Genomic DNA, 18,479 nt, shown 5'->3' with positions numbered 1-18,479 from the left:
GGCGGCGTACCCGACCGGTGCGCTCAGCGCCGGATCTTGACCTTCTTCGACGTGCGCGAGGCCTTCGCGTAGTCCTTGGCCTTCACGGTCACGCGGACCGAGATCTTCTTGCCGCGGTCCTTGGCGCGGACGCGGTAGGTCGCCTTCTTGGCGCCCTTGATCTTCTTGCCGTTCTTCAGCCACTGGTAGCGGACCTTCACGGACTTCTTCTTCGGAGCGGGCTTCCAGCCCTTGACCGAGACGGACAGCACCCGACCGGCCCGGGCGACGCCGCGCAGCTTGGGCCGCTTCGTCCGGAAGGCCGCCTTGCCGATCACGACGCCGGCCGTGTCGACCGAGACGGGCGCGTAGTAGGGCGCGGAGCCGGTCACGCGCAGCGTGAGGGTCTTGCCGATGTCGCGGCGCGACGCCTTGAAGGTGCTGGCCGTGGCGCCCGGCACCGGGACGCCGTCGACGAACCACTGGTAGCCGAGCGTGACGGCCGGCGCCCACTCCGTGCTGGCCGCGGTGGCCGACGCCTTGAAGCGCGCGTTGCCGCCGATGGCCACCGAGCCGGGGTAGATCTGCGACTGGCGGTAGGACGCGATCGACGCGATCTGCTCGGTGATGGCCTGCACGTTGTTGGTCGCGGCCGTGCCCTGGACCCGGCCGGCGGCGACGACGTTGGGGCTGGAGAAGTAGCCGATGCGGGTGCAGTTGACCTGCGCGCTCACGCACTGCTCGTAGTAGGACATCACGGTGATGGTCTTGGCCGGGACGTCGACGTAGCCGCGGGCGTAGGGCTTGCTCTCGGCGAGCGGCGGCGAGCTGGCGCCGACGTTGTGGTCGGCGCTGAAGTTGTGGCCGAGCTCGTGGGTGAAGACCCGGAACTCCGTCGCGCAGCTGGCGGCGTAGACGACCGTCCAGCCGGCCCACTCGGCGTCGTTGGCGGGGTTGATGCCGCTCAGGTAGCCCTGGCCGCACGAGGCGCCGGCGGGCACGCTGCCGGCCATCCAGAGGCTCACCAGGTCGGCGTGGGTCTCCTCGCGCAGCGCCTGCGCCTCGTCGAAGAGCCCGTCGCCCGGCGTCGCGAGGCCGCGGAGGTTGGTGGAGAGGTTGGTCGACTGCGTCGAGGCGCTCTGCCGGGTGCCGACCAGGCGGACCTGCGTCGGGATGCCGGAGTTGCGGAAGGCCTCGTTGGTCTGGGCGATGCCGAGCTCGAACTGGGCCTGGCGGGCGGCCGGGGTCATCTGCGTGGCCAGCGCGGCCGGGTAGACGATCGCGACGTCGATGACGCCCGGCGCGTCACGCAGGCGTGCCGGTCCGAGGTCGCGGGCGTACGCCGACGGTGCGCGCCTGTGGACGTCCTTCGCCTCGTGGTCGTGGTCGTGCGCGGCCTCGGCGAGGTCGTGGGTGGCCGGGTCGACGGCGTCCGGTCCGGTGGGCGGCATGGCACCGGCCTCGGTGACGGCGTACGCACCGCCCGGCGTGCTCGCCACCTCGAAGGTGCCGTGCTCCACGGACGCGACGTTGAGGTGCACGGTGCCGTCGACCTCGGCGGCGGTGAAGGTGCCGTCCTCACCGAGCAGCCCACCGCTCCAGGTGGTCGCCTCGGCCGTGCGGGTGCGGTCCTCGACGATCGCCGTGACCGACGCGCCCTCGAACAGGTCGAGGCCGACGCGGTCTCCCGTCCGCAGGTCGTCGAGGGCCGTGACGTCGACCTGCACGCCGCGCGAGCGTTCGCCGTCGACGGCCGTGGTGCGCGCCGAGGTGGGTGCGCTGAGCAGGTCGACGGTCCGGACCTTGTCGCCGGACGACGCGGTGGCGGTGGTGACGGGTGCCGCGGTGGCGGCGAGCGCGATGGCGCAGAGGCCGGCGACGCTGGTGAGCAGGGCGCGGCGCCTGCGGTCGGGCATGGTCATGGAGGTCCCCCTTGGTGTCGGACCTCTCGTGCCCCGGGGGGGCGGACCTCAAACCCCCTGGGGCCTACTCGCCCGTCTCGACCTCCTCGTGGGCCTGCTCCTCCTCGGCGGTCGAGCGCCGGCGCCCGAGCAGGCCGCCCGCCCAGAGCGCCCACAGCACGAGCACCGGCTGGAAGAACAGCCGCACGAGGCGCGCCCGGTCGGTGTCGAGGCCGAACGCGTCGGTGCCCTCGACGTACTGCGCGATGTTGCCGGGGAAGATCGCCACGAAGAAGGCAGCGAGGAGCGCGCCGACCGTACGCCGGTGCTTCGGCAGGGCGATGAACGCGCCGCCCAGCGCGATCTCGACGACGCCGGAGCCGACGACGGTGAGGTCCTCGTCGAGCGGGAACCAGCCCGGCACCTGCGCCTGGAACTCCTCGCGCTGCGTGGTGAGGTGCAGGACGCCCGCGGTGACCATGAATCCGCCGAGCAGGACGCGTCCGAGGGTCTGTGCCTTCATCTGCCCAGCCTAGGCGCGGATCACGACGGGGCGGGCAGGGCCTCGTCGGGGCCGAGCCCCTGCAGCAGGTCGCGCCGGTCGCAGAGGTCGGAGATCGTGCGCACGAAGCGGACGGTGCTCTCGCCGACGGCGAGGTCGTCGAAGTAGAACCGGCGCAGCTGGTGGCGCGCCAGCAGGTGCTCGTCCTGCTCGAGCCGGGCGGCCAGGAGGTCGGCGAGACCGGCGGCGGTCGCCGTCGTCACCACGTCGGCGCCCCGGCTGACCGGCACCTCGGCGGCGAACCGGGTCGGGTCGTCGTGCCGGTCGGTCAGCACGAGGGGGCGATCGGTGCGCAGGTAGAGCCAGTCGAGCCCCACCGACGACACGTCGCAGACCATCAGGTCGCAGTCGGGCATCACCGCGAGGATGTCGCCGGCCAGGACGGCGGTGTGCCCGGCGGACGGGTCGGCCGCCGCCGCGCGATCCAGCAGGTCGAGCACGGCGAGGTGGGCCTCGGCCACCGCCGGGGTGAGGCTCGTGACCACCTTGGGGTGCGGCTTGTAGACCACGCGGGTGTCGGGGACGGCGAGCGCGGCCGTGACGACCTCGACACCGAGGACGTCGAGCGAGGTGTAGTCGTTGTAGTCGGCGTCGCCCTCCCACGTCGGCGCGTAGAGGATCGTGCGGCGCTGCGACGGCGCGAGCACCGGCTCGCGGGGCAGGTCGAGCTGCGGTCGCCCGACGCGGACGAGCCTGGCGGTGTCGAGCTCCATCAGCGCGTCGGTGTGGCGACGCACCGCGGCCTCGCCGGCCACGAGCACGCGGTCGTACGCCTTGGCGTTGTTGCTGGCCATGCTCTGCTTGTCGCTCTCGCCGTGGTTGACGTGGACGTGCAGCATCCGGCCGTCGACGAGCGAGGCGAAGTTGGTCGGCGAGTTGTTGACGTAGAGGACGACCTTGGCGTCCAGGTCGGCATAGGTGGCCATCAGCTCGGGGTAGGTCTCGGCGACCACCACCGGCAGGACCGTACGTCCGGCCAGCAGCGCGGCGACGTCGGGGTCGCGCAGCACGATCGTGACCGGCCGGGTCGCGTCGAGCACCGCGAGCACGTCGAGCCACTGCGCCAGCTGGTAGGCACGGGACGGGTCCTCGCCGAAGTGGGCGATGACGTGGGTGTCGTTCACGGACGGATCCTACGGACGCGGGGCGCTCCTCACTCGGGAAGCAGCACACCCGGGTTCATCAGCCCGTGCGGGTCGAGGGCCCGCTTGAGCGCGCGCATGAGGTCGACCTCCACGTCGGACTTGTACGCCGCGCCCGCCGCGGCCTTGGTCCGGCCGAGGCCGTGCTCGGCGCTGATGGACCCGTCGGCGGCGGCGACGGAGTCGTAGATCGCGGCGGACAGGGCGGGGGCCGCCGCGCGGAGGTCGTCGTCGCCGCCGACCGGGGCACTGACGTTGTAGTGGAGGTTGCCGTCGCCGACGTGACCGTAGGTCACCGGCCGTACGCCGGGCAGCACGCACTCGAGGACCGGGCCCATCGCCTCCGCCCACGCGGCAAGCGACGCGATCGGCAGCGTGACGTCGTGCTTGAGCGTCGCCCCCTCGACCTTCTGCGCCTCGGAGATGCCCTCGCGCAGTGCCCAGAGCGCGTCGCGCTGCGCCGGGCTGCCGGCGACCGCGGCGTCGGAGGCGAGGTCGGCCTCGACGGCCTCGCCGAGGATCGCCTCGAGGGCGTCGTCGAGCCCGCGATCGGTGGCGGCGCCCGCGAGCTCGACCAGGACGTACCAGTCGCTGGGCGCGACGAGCGGGTCGCTGGCGCCGGGGAGGTGCGCGAGGACGAGGTCGAGCGCCTGACGGTTGGCGATCTCGAAGGTCGCGAGGTGCGCACCGGCGTGCTGCTGGGCGATGCCGAGGAGTGCGACTGCGGCGGCGACGGAGGGGACGGCGACCCACGCCGTGGCGTGCCGCGGGGTCTCCGGGAAGAGCCGGAGGACGGCGCCGGTGATCACGCCGAGCGTCCCCTCCGAGCCGACGAAGAGCTGGGTGAGGTCGTAGCCCGTGTTGTCCTTGCGGAGGCCGCGCAGCCCGTCCCACACGCGACCGTCGGGGAGCACGACCTCGAGCCCGAGCGCGAGCTCGCGGGTCATCCCGTAGCGCAGGACGGCGGTGCCCCCGGCGTTCGTCGCGAGGTTGCCGCCGATCGTGCAGCTGCCCTCGGAGCCGAGGGACATCGGGAAGAGCCGGCCCGCGTGGGCGGCCGCGGCCTGGACGTCGGCGAGCACGACCCCGGCGTCGACGGTGATGGTGCCCGCCACGGGGTCGACGTCGCGGACCCGGCGCATCCGGCCGAGGGACAGCACGACCTGGGTGCCGGAGGCGTCGGGGACCCCGCCGCCGACGAGGCCGGTGTTGCCGCCCTGCGGCACCACGGGCGTACGCGTCGCGTGGCAGGCCGCCACCACGTCGGCGACCTCGGCCGTGGAGCCCGGCCGGACCACGGCGAGGGCCTGCCCCTCGTGGACGCCGGTCCAGTCGACGACGAAGGCGGCGACGTCGGCGGGGTCGGTGAGGACGTGGGCGTCGCCGACGGCGGCACGCAGTCGGTCGAGGAGGGGGTCGAGCAGGTGGTCGGTCGAGTCGGTCATCGGGTTCCTCCGGCGGACGGGGTGCTCAGCCCAGCACGACGGCGATGAGGAGCACCACCGGCAGCGAGGCGAGCGTCGTGATCAGGATGGTCTCGCGCGCCACGTCCTCACCGACGCGGTAGCGGGTGGCGTGCAGGAAGATGTTCTGCGCGGTCGGCAGCGCGGCCGTCACCACGACGCCGAGCAGGACCGTGCCGTCGAGGCCGAGCGCCGTGCCCACGGCCCAGGCGACGACCGGCATCACGGCGAGCTTGAGGACCGTCGCGAGCAGCACCTCGCCGTTGTGCCCGGCCTTCCCGAGCGCCGGGCTCAGTCGGAGGGCCGCGCCGTAGGACATCAGCATCATCGGGATCGCCGCCCCAGCCATCAGCTCCAGCGGCGCCTCGACCACCTCGGGGAGCCGCCAGCCGGTGAGGGCGAGGACCACCCCGATGACGGCCGCGATCGTGAGCGGGTTGGTGGTCAGGCGGCGCACCGCCTTGCCGACCCCCTCGCCACGGCCGGTGACCCGGTCGAGCACCACCAGGGCGGCGGGCTGGACGACCATCATCTGCACCAGCAGCGCGGGGACGACGACGGTGATGTCGCCGACGACGTAGGCCGCGACGGCGAGGCCGAGATTGCCCGCGTTGACGTAGGACGAGGTGAGGGCGCCGATCAGCAGCGGGCCGGTCGTCAGCCTCCAGCGCAGCCGCGCGAGCACGGCGTACAGCAGGAAGCAGACCGCGAGGGAGATCGAGCTCGCGACGAGGTTCTTGGTGGCCGTCTCGAGGTGGACGCGACTGATCGTGATGACCATCAGGGCGGGCGACGCGACGAAGAAGGCGATCTCGCCGAGGGTGCGCTGGGACCGCGCGTCCAGCACTCCGGCGTGCGCGAGGGCGACGCCGGCCGCGATGACGGCGATGATCGTCGTGAAGCCGATCAGCAGGCCCATGCAGCCCCCTTCGCGGGCATCGTGCGATAGCGAGGTCGTCTTGGACGCGGCGACCGGCGCCCCGCAAGGATGGCGTGGTGACTGCCGACACCCCGCACCCGGTCCGCGTCGTCCAGCTCGGGGGGCTGATGCCCTTCGTGCGCGAGTGGCTCACGGAGCGGTACGCCGCACCGGAGCTCGCCGACCTCGGCGGCCCCGACCGGGCTGCGGGGGTCGAGGTGGCCGTCGTGGGCGGCGGTGCCCCGGCGGGCGCGGCCGAGATGGACGCGCTGCCCGACCTGGGGGCGATCGTGAACTTCGGCGTGGGCTACGACAACGTCGACGTGCAGGAGGCGTCCCGGCGCGGGATCGTCGTGTCCAACACGCCCGACGTGCTCACCGACGCCGTCGCCGACCTGGCCGCCTTCCTCGTGGTCGACGTGCTGCGCGGCATCAGCGCCGCCGACCGGTTCGTGCGCAGCGGCGCGTGGGCCCGCGGGGAGAAGCCGCCCCTGACCCGCGACGTACGCGGTGCGGTCGTCGGCGTGCTCGGCCTGGGCCGGATCGGGACGGCGGCGGCCCAGCGGCTCGAGGCGTTCGGGGCCGAGGTCCACTACCACTCGCGCAGCCCGAAGGACGTCGTCTGGACCTACCACGGCTCGCCGGTCGAGCTGGCCGCGGCGAGCGACGTGCTCGTCGTGCTGACCCCGGGGGGCGCCGGCACGGAGGGTCTCGTCGACGCGGCGGTCCTCGACGCGCTCGGCCCCGACGGCCACCTCGTCAACGTCGCCCGCGGCTCGGTCGTCGACGAGGACGCGCTCGTCGCGGCCCTCGAGGAGGGTCGGATCGCCGGTGCCGGGCTCGACGTCTTCGCCGACGAGCCGCACGTGCCGGAGGCCCTGCTCGGGCGCGACGACGTGGTGCTCCTGCCCCACGTGGGCAGCGCCACCGTCCAGACCCGCGAGGCGATGGGCCGCCTCGTCCTGGACAACGTCGACGCGTTCCTCGAGCGCGGTGAGCTGGTGACCCCGGTCGGCTGACACGGCGCTCCTCTCGGGGTTGACGAACTTATGTAATGAGTTGCACACTCATCATACAAGTTCGCGACGACCCGAGGAACCCCCGATGACCGAGACCCTGACCCCACCCGCCGCGACCGTGCCCGGCACGGGCGACGCGATCCGCACGATCTCGCTGTCGCACGTCGTGCTGCCGCTGCCGTACGCCGTCAGCGACGCCAAGGTGCTGACCGGCCGGCAGAAGCCGCTCTCCGAGACGGTGATGCTCTTCGTCGAGCTCACCACCGAGCAGGGCTTCGAGGGGATGGGGTTCAGCTACAGCAAGCGCGCGGGCGGCAAGGCGCAGTACGCCCACCTCAAGGAGGTCATGGACGTCGCGATCGGGCAGGACCCGAGCGACATCGCCAAGATCTACGAGTCGCTCATGTGGGCCGGTGCGTCGGTCGGCCGGTCGGGCGTCGCCACCCAGGCGGTCGCCGCGCTCGACGTCGCGCTCTACGACCTCAAGGCCCGCCGCGCCGGCCTCCCGCTCGCCAAGCTCCTCGGCGCGCACCGCGACTCCTGCCGCGTCTACAACACCTCGGGCGGCTTCCTCCAGGCCTCGGTCGAGGAGATCAGGGAGAAGGCGACCGCGTCCCTCGAGTCCGGCATCGGCGGCATCAAGATCAAGGTCGGCCAGCCCGACTGGCGCGAGGACCTGCGCCGCGTCGCCGCGCTGCGCGAGCACCTCGGCGACGGCCCGTTCATGGTGGACGCCAACCAACAGTGGGACCGCGCCCGCGCCCGCCGCATGTGCCGCGAGCTCGAGCAGTTCGACCTGGTCTGGATCGAGGAGCCGCTCGACGCGTGGGACCACGTCGGCCACGCCGACCTCTCGCAGACCTTCGACACCCCCATCGCCACCGGCGAGATGCTGACCTCGGTCGCGGAGCACATGGGCCTCGTCGACGCGGGCTACCGCGGCATCGTGCAGCCCGACGCCCCGCGCATCGGCGGCATCACGCCGTTCCTGAAGTTCGCGACCCTCGCCGCCCACCACCGCCTCGACCTGGCGCCGCACTACGCGATGGAGATCCACCTCCACCTCGCCGCGACGTACCCCACCGAGCCGTGGGTGGAGCACTTCGAGTGGCTGAACCCGCTCTTCGAGGAGCGCATCGAGATCCGCGACGGCAGGATCTTCGTGCCGCAGCGCCCGGGCCTCGGGTTCACGCTCACCGAGCGCATGCGGGAGCTCACCGTGGAGACGGCTACCTTCTCGGCATGAAGACGCTCTCCGCGCGCGTGGTCGCCGGCCTCAAGGACAAGATCCTGGCCGGCGACCTCGCACCGGGAGCCAAGCTGCCGTCCGAGGCCGAGCTCATCGACGAGTACGCCGTCTCCCGCACGGTGGTGCGCGAGGCGGTGACCCGGCTCCGGGCCGAGGGCCTCGTCGAGACCCAGCAGGGCCGCGGGTCCTTCGTGCTCGCGGTGCCGGAGTCGTCGAGCTTCAGCGTGGAGTCGTCCGCGATCCGCACGCAGGCCGACGTGATGGCGATGCTCGACTTCCGTCTCGGCGTCGAGAGCGAGGCGGCCGCCCTCGCCGCGCAGCACCACGCGCCCGGCGATGTCGCCGCGATCGAGGAGGCGCTCGCGGGCTTCCTGCGCGCCGGCCACGAAGGGGCCGTCGAGGCCGACTTCGCCTTCCACCTCGCGATCGCGCGGGCCACCGGCAACCGGTTCTACGTCGACCTGCTCGGCTCGCTCGGCCCGATGATGATCATGCTGCCGCGCACCCGCCTCGCCGAGGCGTACTCCATGACCGACGCGACCCACGTCGAGCGCGTGCAGCGCGAGCACGACAACGTCGCCGCCGCGGTGCTGGCCGGCGACGTCGAGACCGCCCGCGCCGCGATGCGGCTGCACCTGGGGAACACCCGGCGGCGCGTGGCCCGGTAGCCGGTGGTCGGGCCGCTCGAGCGGTGAGTGAGCCACGTTTTCGGGGTGCGGAAGGTGTCTCACGCACCGCTGGGGCTGGGGTTGGTCCGGGAGCGGTGAGTGAGCCACGTTTTCGGGCTGGGGAAGGTGTCTCACGCACCGCTGGGGCTGGGGTGGGCCGGGGAGCGGTGAGTGAGACATCTCTTCGGGCCGCGGAACGTGGCTCACGCACCGCCCGACCGGCGGGCCCGCTTCCCGCGGGCGACCTCCGTCGCGAGGGCGTCGAGCCGCGGCTCCCAGAAGGCACGGAACTGGTCCACCCACGCGTCCGCCGCACGCAGGCCGGTCACGTCGACGGAGTAGAGCCGGCGCGTGCCCTCGGCGCGTACGTGGGCGAACCCGTTGTCGCGCAGCACCCGCAGGTGCTGGCTGACCGCCGGCTGGCTGATGCCGAACTCCTCGCGCACCGTCGCCGTCACGTCGCCCGCGCTCGCCTCGCCGCCGGCGAGGAGCTCGAGGATGCGGCGGCGTACGGGGTCGCCGAGGACGTCGAAGGCGTGCACCGCTCAGGCCGGGGGCTCGGCGCCGGTGTAGAACGCGGCGGTTCGCGCCGCGGCCGACCGCGAGGCCTCGGGATCGTCCGAGACGGCCGCGTCGGCCTCGCCCCAGCCGGTCGCGGAGCCGGACAGGTAGGAACGGCCGTCCGCGGAGGCGCCCCAGGCCTCGACCTCCTCGTGCGCGATGGTGCCCCCCGTCGCGAGGTGCTCGGCCAGGCCCATCAGGCCGAGCTCCCAGCCGACGCCGACCGCGCCCGGGCCGTACGTCGGCCAGTGGTCGTTGCCGGAGACGTCGGCCGCGTGCCGCAGCACCAGCGTCGTGCCGACCTCGACCTCCTCGAGGTGGACGTCGACCCAGGACGTCTGGCCGCCGAGCTCCCACGTGATCGCGAAGTGCCGCGGCTCCTCGCACGCGGTGACCTCGCCCCCGGCGTTGCCCTCGACCTGGTAGCGGCCGCCGAGCCGCAGGTCGCCCGACACGGGGGCGAACCAGCGGGGGATCCGCTCGGGGTCGGTGACGGCGGACCAGAGGTCGGCGGCGTCGGTGGGGTAGGTGCGGGAGGCGACGACGACCTTGACGGGCGTGCCCTCGTGGGTGCTGTCCTCGACGGCGCGGGTGACCGCGCCCAGATGCTTGACTACGTCGAACATGGCCCGACTGTGTCAGCCGACGCTTATATAAGTCAAGGGCGATAGAGCGGAAGGGGTCTCGATACGCCCGCTCGCCGGGGCTCGCGGGCTACTCGACCACCTTGCTCGGGTTGGCTCGCGGGCTACTCGACCACCTGCAGGGGCGTCACCAGCGCGAGGTGTTGACCTCGAAGTCCGGCTGGATCGAGCGCATGTAGACGGTGTCCTCGCGCCGGCGTACGCCGCACGACAGGTAGAGCTCGTGGAGCTCGCCGAGCCGGTCGCGGTCGAGGTCGACGCCCAGGCCCGGGCCCGTCGGCACGGCGACCGCGCCGTCGGAGAACCCGAGCACGCCGTCGGCCACGACGTCCTGGGTCTTCCAGGGGTAGTGGGTGTCGCAGGCGTACGTCAGTTTCGGCGTCGCTGCGGCGAGGTGGACCATCGCGGCGAGCGAGACGCCGAGGTGGGAGTTGCTGTGCATCGACAGCCCGAGGCCCCACACCTCGGTGATCTGGCCGAGCAGCGCGGACTTCCGCAGCCCGCCCCACAGGTGGTGGTCCGACAAGACGACCTGGACGGCGTCCTGGGCGATGGCCGGCGGGAGGTGCTCCATCGCGATGACGCACATGTTGGTCGCGAGCGGGACGTCCGTGCCGGCCGAGACCTGCGCCATCCCGGCGATGCCGGGGGTGGGGTCCTCGAGGTACTCCACGACGCCCCTCAGCCGGTCGGCGACCGCGAGTGAGGTGTCCACGGTCCACGCGCCGTTGGGGTCGAGGCGCAGCGGCAGGTCGGGGAACGCGTCGCGCAGCGCCTCGATGGCGTCGCACTCCTCGTCGGGCGGCAGGACGCCGCCCTTGAGCTTGAGCGAGCCGAAGCCCCAGCCGTCGACCATCCGGTGGGCCTGCGCGACGAGCTGCTCGGGAGCCAGCGCCTCGCCCCATGCGTCGTCGGCGAAGCCGGGGTGGCCCGCCCACTTGTAGAAGAGGTAGCCGCTGAACGGCACGCGCTCGCGCACGGCACCGCCGAGCAGGTCGCTGACCGGTACGCCCGCCTCGCGCCCCTGCAGGTCGAGGCACGCGACCTCGAACGGGGAGTAGACGGTGTCCACCGCGGAGTCGACGTCGAGCATGCCGCCGAACGACGCGCCGCCCCCGCCCGTCTCGCGCCCGAGCACGTCGGTCACCAGGCGGCGCAGGCCGTGCAGGTCGTAGGGGTCGTGGCCGGGGAGGGCGGCGGCGACCGCCTCGAGCCGGCCGAGGTGGGTCTCGTCGGCATACGTCTCGCCCAGGCCCAGCAGGCCGGAGTCGGTGTGCAGCTCGACGATCGCGCGCAGGGCGTACGGCTGGTGCACGCCGACCACGTTGAGCAGCGGCGGGTCCTCGAACGCGACCGGTGTGACGACGACCCGCGAGACCAGGCTGGCGCTCACCCGCGCGTCACTTCGCGGGCTTGACGGCGAGGATCGGCACGTCGAGGTCGAGCAGCAGCCGCTGCGCGTCGCTCCCGGTGACGAGCTTGCCGACGGGCGAGCGGCGTCGCATGCCGATCACGACGAGGCGCGCCGACGCGGCGGCCGCGACCTTCGTGAAGGCCTCGACGATGTCGTCGCCGTGGTCGGAGTGGTCGACGCGGGCGGTCACCCCGAGCGCCGCGGCGCGGGCGACGAGGTCGTCCGCGGCGGCGGCGTCGATGAGCTCGCCGTCGACGGTGGAGCGGCGCCGGGGGCTGTTGAGGATCACGACCTCGTCGCCGCGCACCGCGGCCTCGGCCAGGCCGGCCTCCAGCGCGGCCTCACCGACGGGGGAGGGCACGTAGCCGATCACGATCGTCGAGGGGGTGGTCATCGCAGGGAGTCCTCTCGGGGGGCGTCCTCCGAGGCGGCGGCCTCGGCGGTGGCAGGGGTGGAGCGGCGGCGGAACGCCCGCTTGATCAGCGGGAAGGCGATCACCAGGACGACGAAGGCGAGGATCGTGCCGGAGATCGGCCGGGTGACGAAGCCGGTCGCGTCGCCGTCGAAGATCAGCATCGAGCGGCGGAAGCTGGACTCGATCAGCGACCCGAGCACGAACGCCAGCACCATCGGGCCGGGCTCGAAGCCGGTCTTCTTCATCAGGTAGCCGATCACGCCGAAGACGATCATGAGGAAGATGTCGAAGACCGAGTTCCGGATGGTGTAGACGCCCAGGATGGTGATGAGGGCGGTGATCGGCGCGAGGATCGCGGGCCGCACCCGCAGGATCCGGACGAAGATGCCGACCAGCGGGATGCTCAGCAGCAGCAGGATCAGGTTGCCGATGTACATCGAGTTCACGACGCCCCAGAACAGGTCGGGGCGCTCGTCGATGAGCTGCGGGCCGGGCGTCACGCCGACGACGAGGAGCGCGGCGTAGAGCATCGCCATGGAGGCGTTGGCGGGGATGCCGATGGTCAGCAGCGGGATGAAGGACGAGGTGGCGGCCGCGTTGTTGGCCGACTCGGGGGAGGCGACGCCCTCGATGGCGCCGCGGCCGAAGCGGCTCGGGTCCTTGGCGACGCGCTTCTCCGCGGCGTACGCGGCCAGCGACGCCATCACGGCGCCACCGCCCGGCAGCACGCCCAGGACGAAGCCGATGACCGAGCCGCGACCGATGGCGGGACCGGCCTCCTTGAGCTCCTTGCGCGAGGGCCAGATGTTGGCGATCGCCGCGGGCACGTGCGGCTTGCCGTGGCGCTCCTCGAGGTTGTAGAGGATCTCGCCGACACCGAAGAGGCCCATCGCGACGACGACGAAGTCGATGCCGTCCTCGAGGTTGAGGCTGCCGAAGGTGAAGCGGTCGGCACTGGTGAAGCTGTCGCTGCCGACGGTCGCCAGGAGCAGGCCGATCGCCGCCGCCGCGAGCGCCTTGACGGTGTTGCCGTTGCCGATCGTCGCGACGAGGAGCACGCCCAGCAGTGCGAGCGCGGCGTACTCCGGCGGGCCGAAGTCGAGCGCGAACTCCGCGACGAGCGGGCCGAGGAGCGTCAGGCCGATGATCGAGATGGTGGCGCCGATGAACGAGCCGATGGCGGCGATGCCCAGGGCGGTGCCGGCCTTGCCCTGCTTGGCGAGGGCGAAGCCGTCGAAGACGGTGACCACCGAGCTCGCCTCGCCGGGGATCCGCAGCAGCACCGAGGTGATCGTGCCGCCGTACTGCGCGCCGTAGTAGATGCCGGCGAGCATGATGATCGCGGCGACCGGGTCGTGGGCGCTGTAGACGATGGGCAGCAGGATCGCCATCGTCGCGGCCGGGCCGAGGCCGGGCAGGACGCCGATCAGCATGCCGACGACGACGCCGATCAGGCAGTAGACCAGGTTGCCGGGCTGGGTGACGACGCCGAAGCCGTCGAGGAAGGCGCTGAAGTCCATGGGGGTGTCCTCTCGCGCTCAGAAGGCGATCAGGTGGGGCAGCGGGACGGAGAGGGCGTAGAGGAACAGTCCGTAGAACGCCGCCGTGGTGAGGACCGAGATGACGATCGTGCTGCGCCAGGACTCGCCGCCGAGGAAGCGCAGCCAGACGATGCCCAGCAGCACGGCCGGGATCTCGAAGCCGATGAGGGGGAGCAGGTAGCCGAGCGCGACGAAGGTCGCCGCGCCGACGAGGACGAGGAGCGAGGCCCGGGTGAACTTCTCCGTGTCGTCGAGGTGGCGACCGACGACGAGCAGGACGGCGCCGAGCACGACGATGAGGATCGCGACGACGAAGGGCCACAGGCCCGGGCCGGGCCGCCGCAGCGACCCGAGCCCGTAGCCGTACGCGAGGAACGCCGCGGCGACGCCGATGCCGAGCACGACGAGCGAGGACGCGAGCTGGTACGCCGGCCCGCCCGAGGGCGGTCGCTCGTCGGCGAGGTCCTGGGCCACCTCGGCCTGGATCTCGGCGAGGATGTCGTGCTCCGGCGCGTCCTGCTGCCGCGGCGTCGTCTCGCTCATGGTGCGTCCCGTCTCGGTGCGGTGAGGGGTGGCGGTGAGGGGTGGCGGTGAGGGATGGGTGGTGCAGCGATCAGCTGGCGTCGCCGAGGTCGATGCCGTACTCCTCGACGAGGTCGGCGTAGCGCTGCTTGTCCTCCTCGAGCTGCGCGACGACCTCGTCGCCCGAGATCTCCATCGGGGTGAGGTTGTTCTGCTCGTTGAAGTCCTGGTACTCCGAGGTCTCGAAGGTCGCCTGCATGGCGCCGGCGATCGCGTCCTGCACGTCCTGGGGGGTGCCCTTGGGGACGGTCATGAACCGGTACTGCGCGACCTCGACGTCAAGGCCGGACTCCTGGGCGGTCGGGACGTCGGGGAGGAACTCGACGCGCTCGGGACCGAACACGACGATGGGGACGATCTTCCCGGACCGGATGTTCTCGATCGCCTCACCGACCTGGAGGCAGGCGGTGTCGACCTGGTCACCGAGGAGGGCCGTGAGCGCCGGTGCGCCACCGTCGAAGGGGATCGCCTCGGCCGGGGTCTTGTTGACGTTGAAGGTCAGCGCGCAGGCGAGCTGGGCGCCGGTCCCGACGCCGGTGGTGCCGTAGGTGACCTTGCCGTCCGCGTCGGCGAAGGAGTCGATCGAGTCGAACCCGGAGCCCTTGCTGGCCACGAGGACGTAGTCGTCGCGCGAGACGCCCTGCACGACGTCGAAGTCGTCGATGCTCGTGACCTGGTCCTCCGGGACGGCGAGGGGCGTGATCGCGAAGAGCGAGGCGTTCTGCACCGAGATCGTCGAGCCGTCGGCCGGCGCCTTGGCGACCTCGGCCGCGGCGAGCGCGCCGTTGGCGCCCTCGCGGTTGATCACCGGGAAGGAGCCGCCGAGCTCGTCGGACAGGCCGCGCGAGATCTGCCGGCTGATCAGGTCGGAGGAGCCACCGGCGGACGCGCCGACCGGCATGTTGACCGCGCCGGTGGGGTAGTCACCGCTGTCGCTGCCGCCGCCCGCGGTCGTCTGGACGCCGCCGCAGGCGGTCAGGGCGAGGGCCGCGCCCGCGGCGACGGCCGCCAGGCTGAAGGTCTGCTTGCGCATGGTGGTGGCTCCTTGTTCGGGGTGTGACCACCGACACTAGGATTTGACGACGATGCCGGTCCAAGCCCAATTGGGCATGGACTGATCCATCTGGTGCATCGTAGCCTCGGCGTCGTGATCACCCTCGACCAGGTCCGTTCCTTCGTCGCGGTGGCCGAGGAGCTGCACTTCGGGCGGGCCGCCGAACGGCTGCAGATGACGCAGCCGCCGCTCTCGCGGCAGATCCAGAAGCTGGAGAAGTCCGTCGGTGCGCGACTCCTCGAGCGCGACAACCGCCGCGTCGAGCTGACCGGTGCGGGCGTCGCCTTCCTCGAGGAGGCCCACCGGCTGCTCAACCTCGTCGAGGGCGCCGGTGACCTCGCCCGTCGCGTCGACGCGGGGGCGGCAGGCGTCGTACGGCTGGGGTTCACGGCCGTCTCGGCGATCTCGATCCTCGGCCCGCTGCTGCGCCGGCTCACCGCCGAGCTGCCCGACGTCGAGGTCGTGCTGTCCGAACGCGTCACCAACGCGCAGGTGGACGGCATCCGCCGCGGCGAGCTCGACATCGGCCTCGCGCGGCCACCGTTCGACACCTCGCTGCTGCGCTCGCGCGTGGTGCTGCGCGAGCCCTTCATGGCCGTCGTGCCGGCGACCCACCCGCTCGCGGGCGTCGACCGCCCGCTCACCTCCGACGACTTCGAGGGCGAGACCGTCATCGGCTACAACCCCGACCAGTCGCGCTACTTCCACGAGCTCTCGGTGCGCTTCTTCGCCAACGCCCACCCGCGCATCGACCAGCGGGTCCACCAGGTCCTCACCGCGATGCTGCTGGTCTCGGCCGAGCGCGGTGTCTCGCTGGCCCCGGCCTCGGCCGCCTCGCTCAAGGTGGACGGCGTGGTCCTCAAGGAGCTCGCCCACCACGGCGGTGACACGCGCGTGGACGCCGACCCCGACCGACCCGTGGAGCTGCACGCGATCTGGTCGCGCGAGGCCGTCACCCCCGTCGTACGCCGGGTGCTGGACGTCGTGACCGCCGCCGGGGACGCCCCCCGTGGCGCGTCTACCGCCGAGCCCGCTCGGTAAAGCCGGCCCGTCACGGTTCTCTTGACGCCGTCGGCATGTGAGGCTGGTCGCCCACGGCAGGGGGTGCGATGCAGGACCGGCAGGAGGTCTCCGGCGACGACGTGACGCCGTTCGCCGACGAGCAGACCCGGCAGCACCTGCAGGTGCTGGTCGAGGGGGTCGCGACGCTCGCCGGCTTCGAGCAGTCCGCCGTCACCCTGCGTCGCGACGGGGTGTGCGAGATCATCGCCGCCGCCGGCGTCAGCACGGACTTCGTCGGCACGCTCGTGCCCACCGAGGTGCTGCTGGACGAGATCGCGAACGCCGACGAGTGGGGCGCGTGGCGGTTCGTGCCGCACGAGCGCATCGACGAGCGGATGCTCGGCTACAGCCACATCCCCGACCTGACCCCGCTCGAGGGCGACGACGCGTGGCACCCGCTCGACTCCCTCTTCGCGCCGATCTACGACGACGCCGGCGAGTTCCGCGGCATCCTGGGCGTGGACGCGCCGCGCGACGGGCGGCTGCCCTCGCCCGAGAAGCTCGAGGTGCTCACCCGCTACGCCGAGGTCGCGCGGACGCTCGTGCTCGTCGCGCTCGAGCGCGAGGAGCTCAACGAGAAGGTCCGGATGGCCACCGAGGCGCGCGAGATCGTGCGCCGGGCCCTCGGCGAGCCGACGCTCGACCTCGTCCTGGCGGCGTGCCGCCAGACCCTCGTCGAGTGCTTCGACGCGGTCGGGATGTGGCTGACGGCGTTCGGCGAGGGCGGCGCGGGCCACACGACCACCTCGTACGCCCGGGGCAGCGACGTCGACCCGCCGTTCTCCGAGATCGACGACACCGTGGTCCGGCTGGCGAGGCGCTACTGGGACGACCAGTACGTCGCGCCGTTCTCGCGGGCCCATGCCGAGCAGCCCGGCCTGCCGCCGCAGGACGCCGACCGGCTGCTCGCCTTCCTCGACAGGATCGGGATCGGGTCGGTGCTGTTCGTGCCGATGGGGGTGGGCACCGAGTGCCTCGGCTTCCTGGTGCTCACGCGGGTCTCAGACAGCCGCGAGTGGACGGACGTGGAGCGGGACGCGGCGCGCGACATCGGGCGCGATCTCGGCCGCGCCGTGGCCAACGCCCGCCAGCTCGAGCGGGAGCGGGCGGTCGTCGACCGGCTGCGCAAGCTCGACAGCTATCGCGTCGAGGTGGTCAACACGCTCGGCCACGAGCTGCGCAACCCGCTGTTCTCGATGAGCGCCAACCTCGAGCTGCTCGACGTGGACCGGCTCGACGAGGAGAGCAGGCGCTCCGTCGCCGCCGCGACGCGCGGCGCCACCCGGATGCGGGCGGTGATCGAGGACATGCTCACGATGGCGCAGATGTCCGACCCGCGGCGGGAGTTCGAGCCGGTGCCCGTCGACCTGCGCCGGGTCGTGCACGACGTCCACGACGAGTGCCACGCGGCTGCCACCGCCGGCGGCGTCGAGTGCCGCACGGAGCTGCCCAGCGAGCCGGTCGTGGTCGCGGGCCAGCCCGACGAGCTGCACCGCATGCTGACCAACCTCACGTCCAACGCGATCAAGTACACCGATCCCGGCGGGCAGGTCACCATCCGCGTCGAGCCGCGCGGCGACGAGGTGGTCACCCGCATCGACGACACCGGCATCGGCATCTCGGCGCTCGACCAGGCGCAGCTGTTCCGCGAGTTCTTCCGCTCCACCAACCCGGCCGCCCTGGTGCGCCCCGGCACCGGCCTCGGGCTCGCGATCGTCGCGCGGATCGTCAACCGGCACTCCGGGACGATCGAGCTCGACTCGGTACGCGACCGCGGCACGTCGGTGATCGTGACGCTGCCGGCGCACCGGGACGACGGCGTCAGCCGGGCCTGAGCGCCAGGGTCATGAAGGTGCTGTTCGGGTCCTCGACGTAGGACCCGAACGGCGGGCACGGCGCGAACCCCGCGGCGGCGTAGAACGCTCGCGCGGGTGCGAAGAACTCCATGCTGCCGGTCTCCAGCGAGACCCGACGCACGCCGCGTGCGCGCGCGTCGGCCAGGACGTGTGCGAGCACGCGCGTCGCCACGCCCCTTCCACGCACCCGCGGCTCGGTGCGCATGCTCTTGAGCTCCTCGTGCTGCTCCTCGAGGCGCGCCAGCGCCGCGGTGCCGACGATCCCGTGGTCGTCGGACGCCACCCACAGTCGTACGTCCTCCCCCTGCAGCGCGGCCAGGTCGAGCGCGTGGCGGCTCTCCGGCGGCGCCGTGGGCTCCATGTCGTCGAGGTGCGCCTGGAGGAAGGCGGACAGCCGGGGGTCGGCGAAGTCGGCGCGGACGATCTGCACGCGGTCAGTCTGGCGCAG

General features: G+C 72.6%; 18 protein-coding genes. 5 read left to right on the top strand and 13 right to left on the bottom strand.

From position 1 onward, the window contains the following. Positions 1-23: 23 nt before the first annotated feature. The 5 genes from F4692_RS05715 to F4692_RS05695 form a co-directional block, all read right to left on the bottom strand. The gene (locus F4692_RS05715; RefSeq protein ID WP_179618622.1) at positions 24-1,901 is read right to left on the bottom strand and encodes a reprolysin-like metallopeptidase; all 1,878 of its coding nucleotides are present in this window, start codon (positions 1,899-1,901) and stop codon (positions 24-26) included. A 64-nt stretch (positions 1,902-1,965) separates the two neighbouring features. Beyond that, positions 1,966-2,403, bottom strand: a complete 438-nt coding sequence (locus F4692_RS05710) for a DoxX family protein (protein WP_179618621.1) — start codon at positions 2,401-2,403, stop codon at positions 1,966-1,968. A gap of 20 nt (positions 2,404-2,423) precedes the next feature. Further along, a complete protein-coding gene (locus F4692_RS05705; protein ID WP_179618620.1) occupies positions 2,424-3,566 on the bottom strand; it encodes a CDP-glycerol glycerophosphotransferase family protein in 1,143 nt (380 codons plus the stop codon). Positions 3,567-3,595: 29 nt separating this feature from the next. Further along, complete coding sequence (locus F4692_RS05700) at positions 3,596-5,029, bottom strand: FAD-binding oxidoreductase (protein WP_179618619.1); 1,434 nt, start codon at positions 5,027-5,029, stop codon at positions 3,596-3,598. Positions 5,030-5,054: 25 nt separating this feature from the next. Beyond that, positions 5,055-5,966, bottom strand: a complete 912-nt coding sequence (locus tag F4692_RS05695; protein WP_179618618.1) for an AEC family transporter — start codon at positions 5,964-5,966, stop codon at positions 5,055-5,057. A gap of 77 nt (positions 5,967-6,043) precedes the next feature. On the opposite strand from F4692_RS05695, the gene F4692_RS05690 reads away from it, so the two are divergent. From F4692_RS05690 to F4692_RS05680, 3 genes are all read left to right on the top strand, one after another. Then, positions 6,044-6,985 (top strand): 2-hydroxyacid dehydrogenase, encoded by a 942-nt coding sequence (locus tag F4692_RS05690; protein WP_308645169.1) that lies wholly within the window; start codon positions 6,044-6,046, stop codon positions 6,983-6,985. An 85-nt stretch (positions 6,986-7,070) separates the two neighbouring features. After that, positions 7,071-8,231, top strand: a complete 1,161-nt coding sequence (locus F4692_RS05685) for an L-talarate/galactarate dehydratase (RefSeq protein WP_179618617.1) — start codon at positions 7,071-7,073, stop codon at positions 8,229-8,231. Then, complete coding sequence (locus F4692_RS05680; protein ID WP_179618616.1) at positions 8,228-8,902, top strand: FadR/GntR family transcriptional regulator; 675 nt, start codon at positions 8,228-8,230, stop codon at positions 8,900-8,902. Before F4692_RS05685 ends, F4692_RS05680 begins: the two co-directional genes overlap by 4 nt. A gap of 203 nt (positions 8,903-9,105) precedes the next feature. On the opposite strand, the gene F4692_RS05675 is transcribed toward F4692_RS05680, so the two are convergent. The 7 genes from F4692_RS05675 to F4692_RS05645 all read right to left on the bottom strand — a co-directional run bounded on the left by F4692_RS05675 (position 9,106) and on the right by F4692_RS05645 (position 15,092). Then, complete coding sequence (locus F4692_RS05675; protein WP_179618615.1) at positions 9,106-9,444, bottom strand: ArsR/SmtB family transcription factor; 339 nt, start codon at positions 9,442-9,444, stop codon at positions 9,106-9,108. 3 nt (positions 9,445-9,447) lie between these two features. Next, entirely contained in the window at positions 9,448-10,089 is a 642-nt protein-coding gene (locus F4692_RS05670; RefSeq protein ID WP_179618614.1) for an SRPBCC family protein, read from the bottom strand. A gap of 145 nt (positions 10,090-10,234) precedes the next feature. Beyond that, the gene (locus F4692_RS05665) at positions 10,235-11,500 is read right to left on the bottom strand and encodes an enolase C-terminal domain-like protein (RefSeq protein WP_179618613.1); all 1,266 of its coding nucleotides are present in this window, start codon (positions 11,498-11,500) and stop codon (positions 10,235-10,237) included. A 7-nt stretch (positions 11,501-11,507) separates the two neighbouring features. Beyond that, positions 11,508-11,915, bottom strand: coding sequence for a universal stress protein (locus tag F4692_RS05660; RefSeq protein ID WP_179618612.1), 408 nt, complete (start codon positions 11,913-11,915; stop codon positions 11,508-11,510). Then, positions 11,912-13,456 carry a tripartite tricarboxylate transporter permease gene (locus tag F4692_RS05655; protein WP_179618611.1) on the bottom strand — a complete coding sequence of 515 codons (1,545 nt, stop codon included), beginning with the start codon at positions 13,454-13,456 and terminating at the stop codon, positions 11,912-11,914. Before F4692_RS05655 ends, F4692_RS05660 begins: the two co-directional genes overlap by 4 nt. A gap of 18 nt (positions 13,457-13,474) precedes the next feature. Beyond that, complete coding sequence (locus F4692_RS05650) at positions 13,475-14,020, bottom strand: tripartite tricarboxylate transporter TctB family protein (protein ID WP_179618610.1); 546 nt, start codon at positions 14,018-14,020, stop codon at positions 13,475-13,477. Between the two features lie 70 nt (positions 14,021-14,090). Beyond that, complete coding sequence (locus F4692_RS05645) at positions 14,091-15,092, bottom strand: Bug family tripartite tricarboxylate transporter substrate binding protein (protein ID WP_179618609.1); 1,002 nt, start codon at positions 15,090-15,092, stop codon at positions 14,091-14,093. A gap of 114 nt (positions 15,093-15,206) precedes the next feature. Between F4692_RS05645 and F4692_RS05640 the strand changes: the two genes are divergently transcribed. Both F4692_RS05640 and F4692_RS05635 read left to right on the top strand, forming a co-directional pair. Continuing rightward, positions 15,207-16,154: a LysR family transcriptional regulator gene (locus tag F4692_RS05640; RefSeq protein ID WP_179618608.1), complete on the top strand. Its 948-nt coding sequence runs from the start codon at positions 15,207-15,209 to the stop codon at positions 16,152-16,154. Positions 16,155-16,222: 68 nt separating this feature from the next. After that, entirely contained in the window at positions 16,223-18,010 is a 1,788-nt protein-coding gene (locus F4692_RS05635; protein WP_179618607.1) for a sensor histidine kinase, read from the top strand. Here F4692_RS05635 and F4692_RS05630 read toward each other — a convergent pair. Then, positions 17,997-18,461, bottom strand: coding sequence for a GNAT family N-acetyltransferase (locus F4692_RS05630; protein WP_218858157.1), 465 nt, complete (start codon positions 18,459-18,461; stop codon positions 17,997-17,999). The genes F4692_RS05635 and F4692_RS05630 overlap by 14 nt on opposite strands. Positions 18,462-18,479: the final 18 nt, after the last annotated feature.

The sequence above is a fragment of the Nocardioides cavernae genome (assembly GCF_013410035.1).
Taxonomy (GTDB): Bacteria; Actinomycetota; Actinomycetes; order Propionibacteriales; family Nocardioidaceae; genus Nocardioides; species Nocardioides cavernae_A.
This window is presented reverse-complemented; position numbering and strand designations above follow the sequence as displayed.

What these genes read in the sequence shown, in the direction of transcription:
- F4692_RS05710 (WP_179618621.1), bottom strand. Translation starts at nt 2,403, where the DNA reads ATGAAGGCACAGACCCTCGGACGCGTCCTGCTCGGCGGATTCATGGTC.
- F4692_RS05680 (WP_179618616.1), top strand. Translation starts at nt 8,228, where the DNA reads ATGAAGACGCTCTCCGCGCGCGTGGTCGCCGGCCTCAAGGACAAGATC.
- F4692_RS05715 (WP_179618622.1), bottom strand. Translation starts at nt 1,901, where the DNA reads ATGACCATGCCCGACCGCAGGCGCCGCGCCCTGCTCACCAGCGTCGCC.
- F4692_RS05655 (WP_179618611.1), bottom strand. Translation starts at nt 13,456, where the DNA reads ATGGACTTCAGCGCCTTCCTCGACGGCTTCGGCGTCGTCACCCAGCCC.
- F4692_RS05650 (WP_179618610.1), bottom strand. Translation starts at nt 14,020, where the DNA reads ATGAGCGAGACGACGCCGCGGCAGCAGGACGCGCCGGAGCACGACATC.
- F4692_RS05660 (WP_179618612.1), bottom strand. Translation starts at nt 11,915, where the DNA reads ATGACCACCCCCTCGACGATCGTGATCGGCTACGTGCCCTCCCCCGTC.
- F4692_RS05685 (WP_179618617.1), top strand. Translation starts at nt 7,071, where the DNA reads ATGACCGAGACCCTGACCCCACCCGCCGCGACCGTGCCCGGCACGGGC.
- F4692_RS05670 (WP_179618614.1), bottom strand. Translation starts at nt 10,089, where the DNA reads ATGTTCGACGTAGTCAAGCATCTGGGCGCGGTCACCCGCGCCGTCGAG.
- F4692_RS05695 (WP_179618618.1), bottom strand. Translation starts at nt 5,966, where the DNA reads ATGGGCCTGCTGATCGGCTTCACGACGATCATCGCCGTCATCGCGGCC.
- F4692_RS05635 (WP_179618607.1), top strand. Translation starts at nt 16,223, where the DNA reads ATGCAGGACCGGCAGGAGGTCTCCGGCGACGACGTGACGCCGTTCGCC.
- F4692_RS05645 (WP_179618609.1), bottom strand. Translation starts at nt 15,092, where the DNA reads ATGCGCAAGCAGACCTTCAGCCTGGCGGCCGTCGCCGCGGGCGCGGCC.
- F4692_RS05700 (WP_179618619.1), bottom strand. Translation starts at nt 5,029, where the DNA reads ATGACCGACTCGACCGACCACCTGCTCGACCCCCTCCTCGACCGACTG.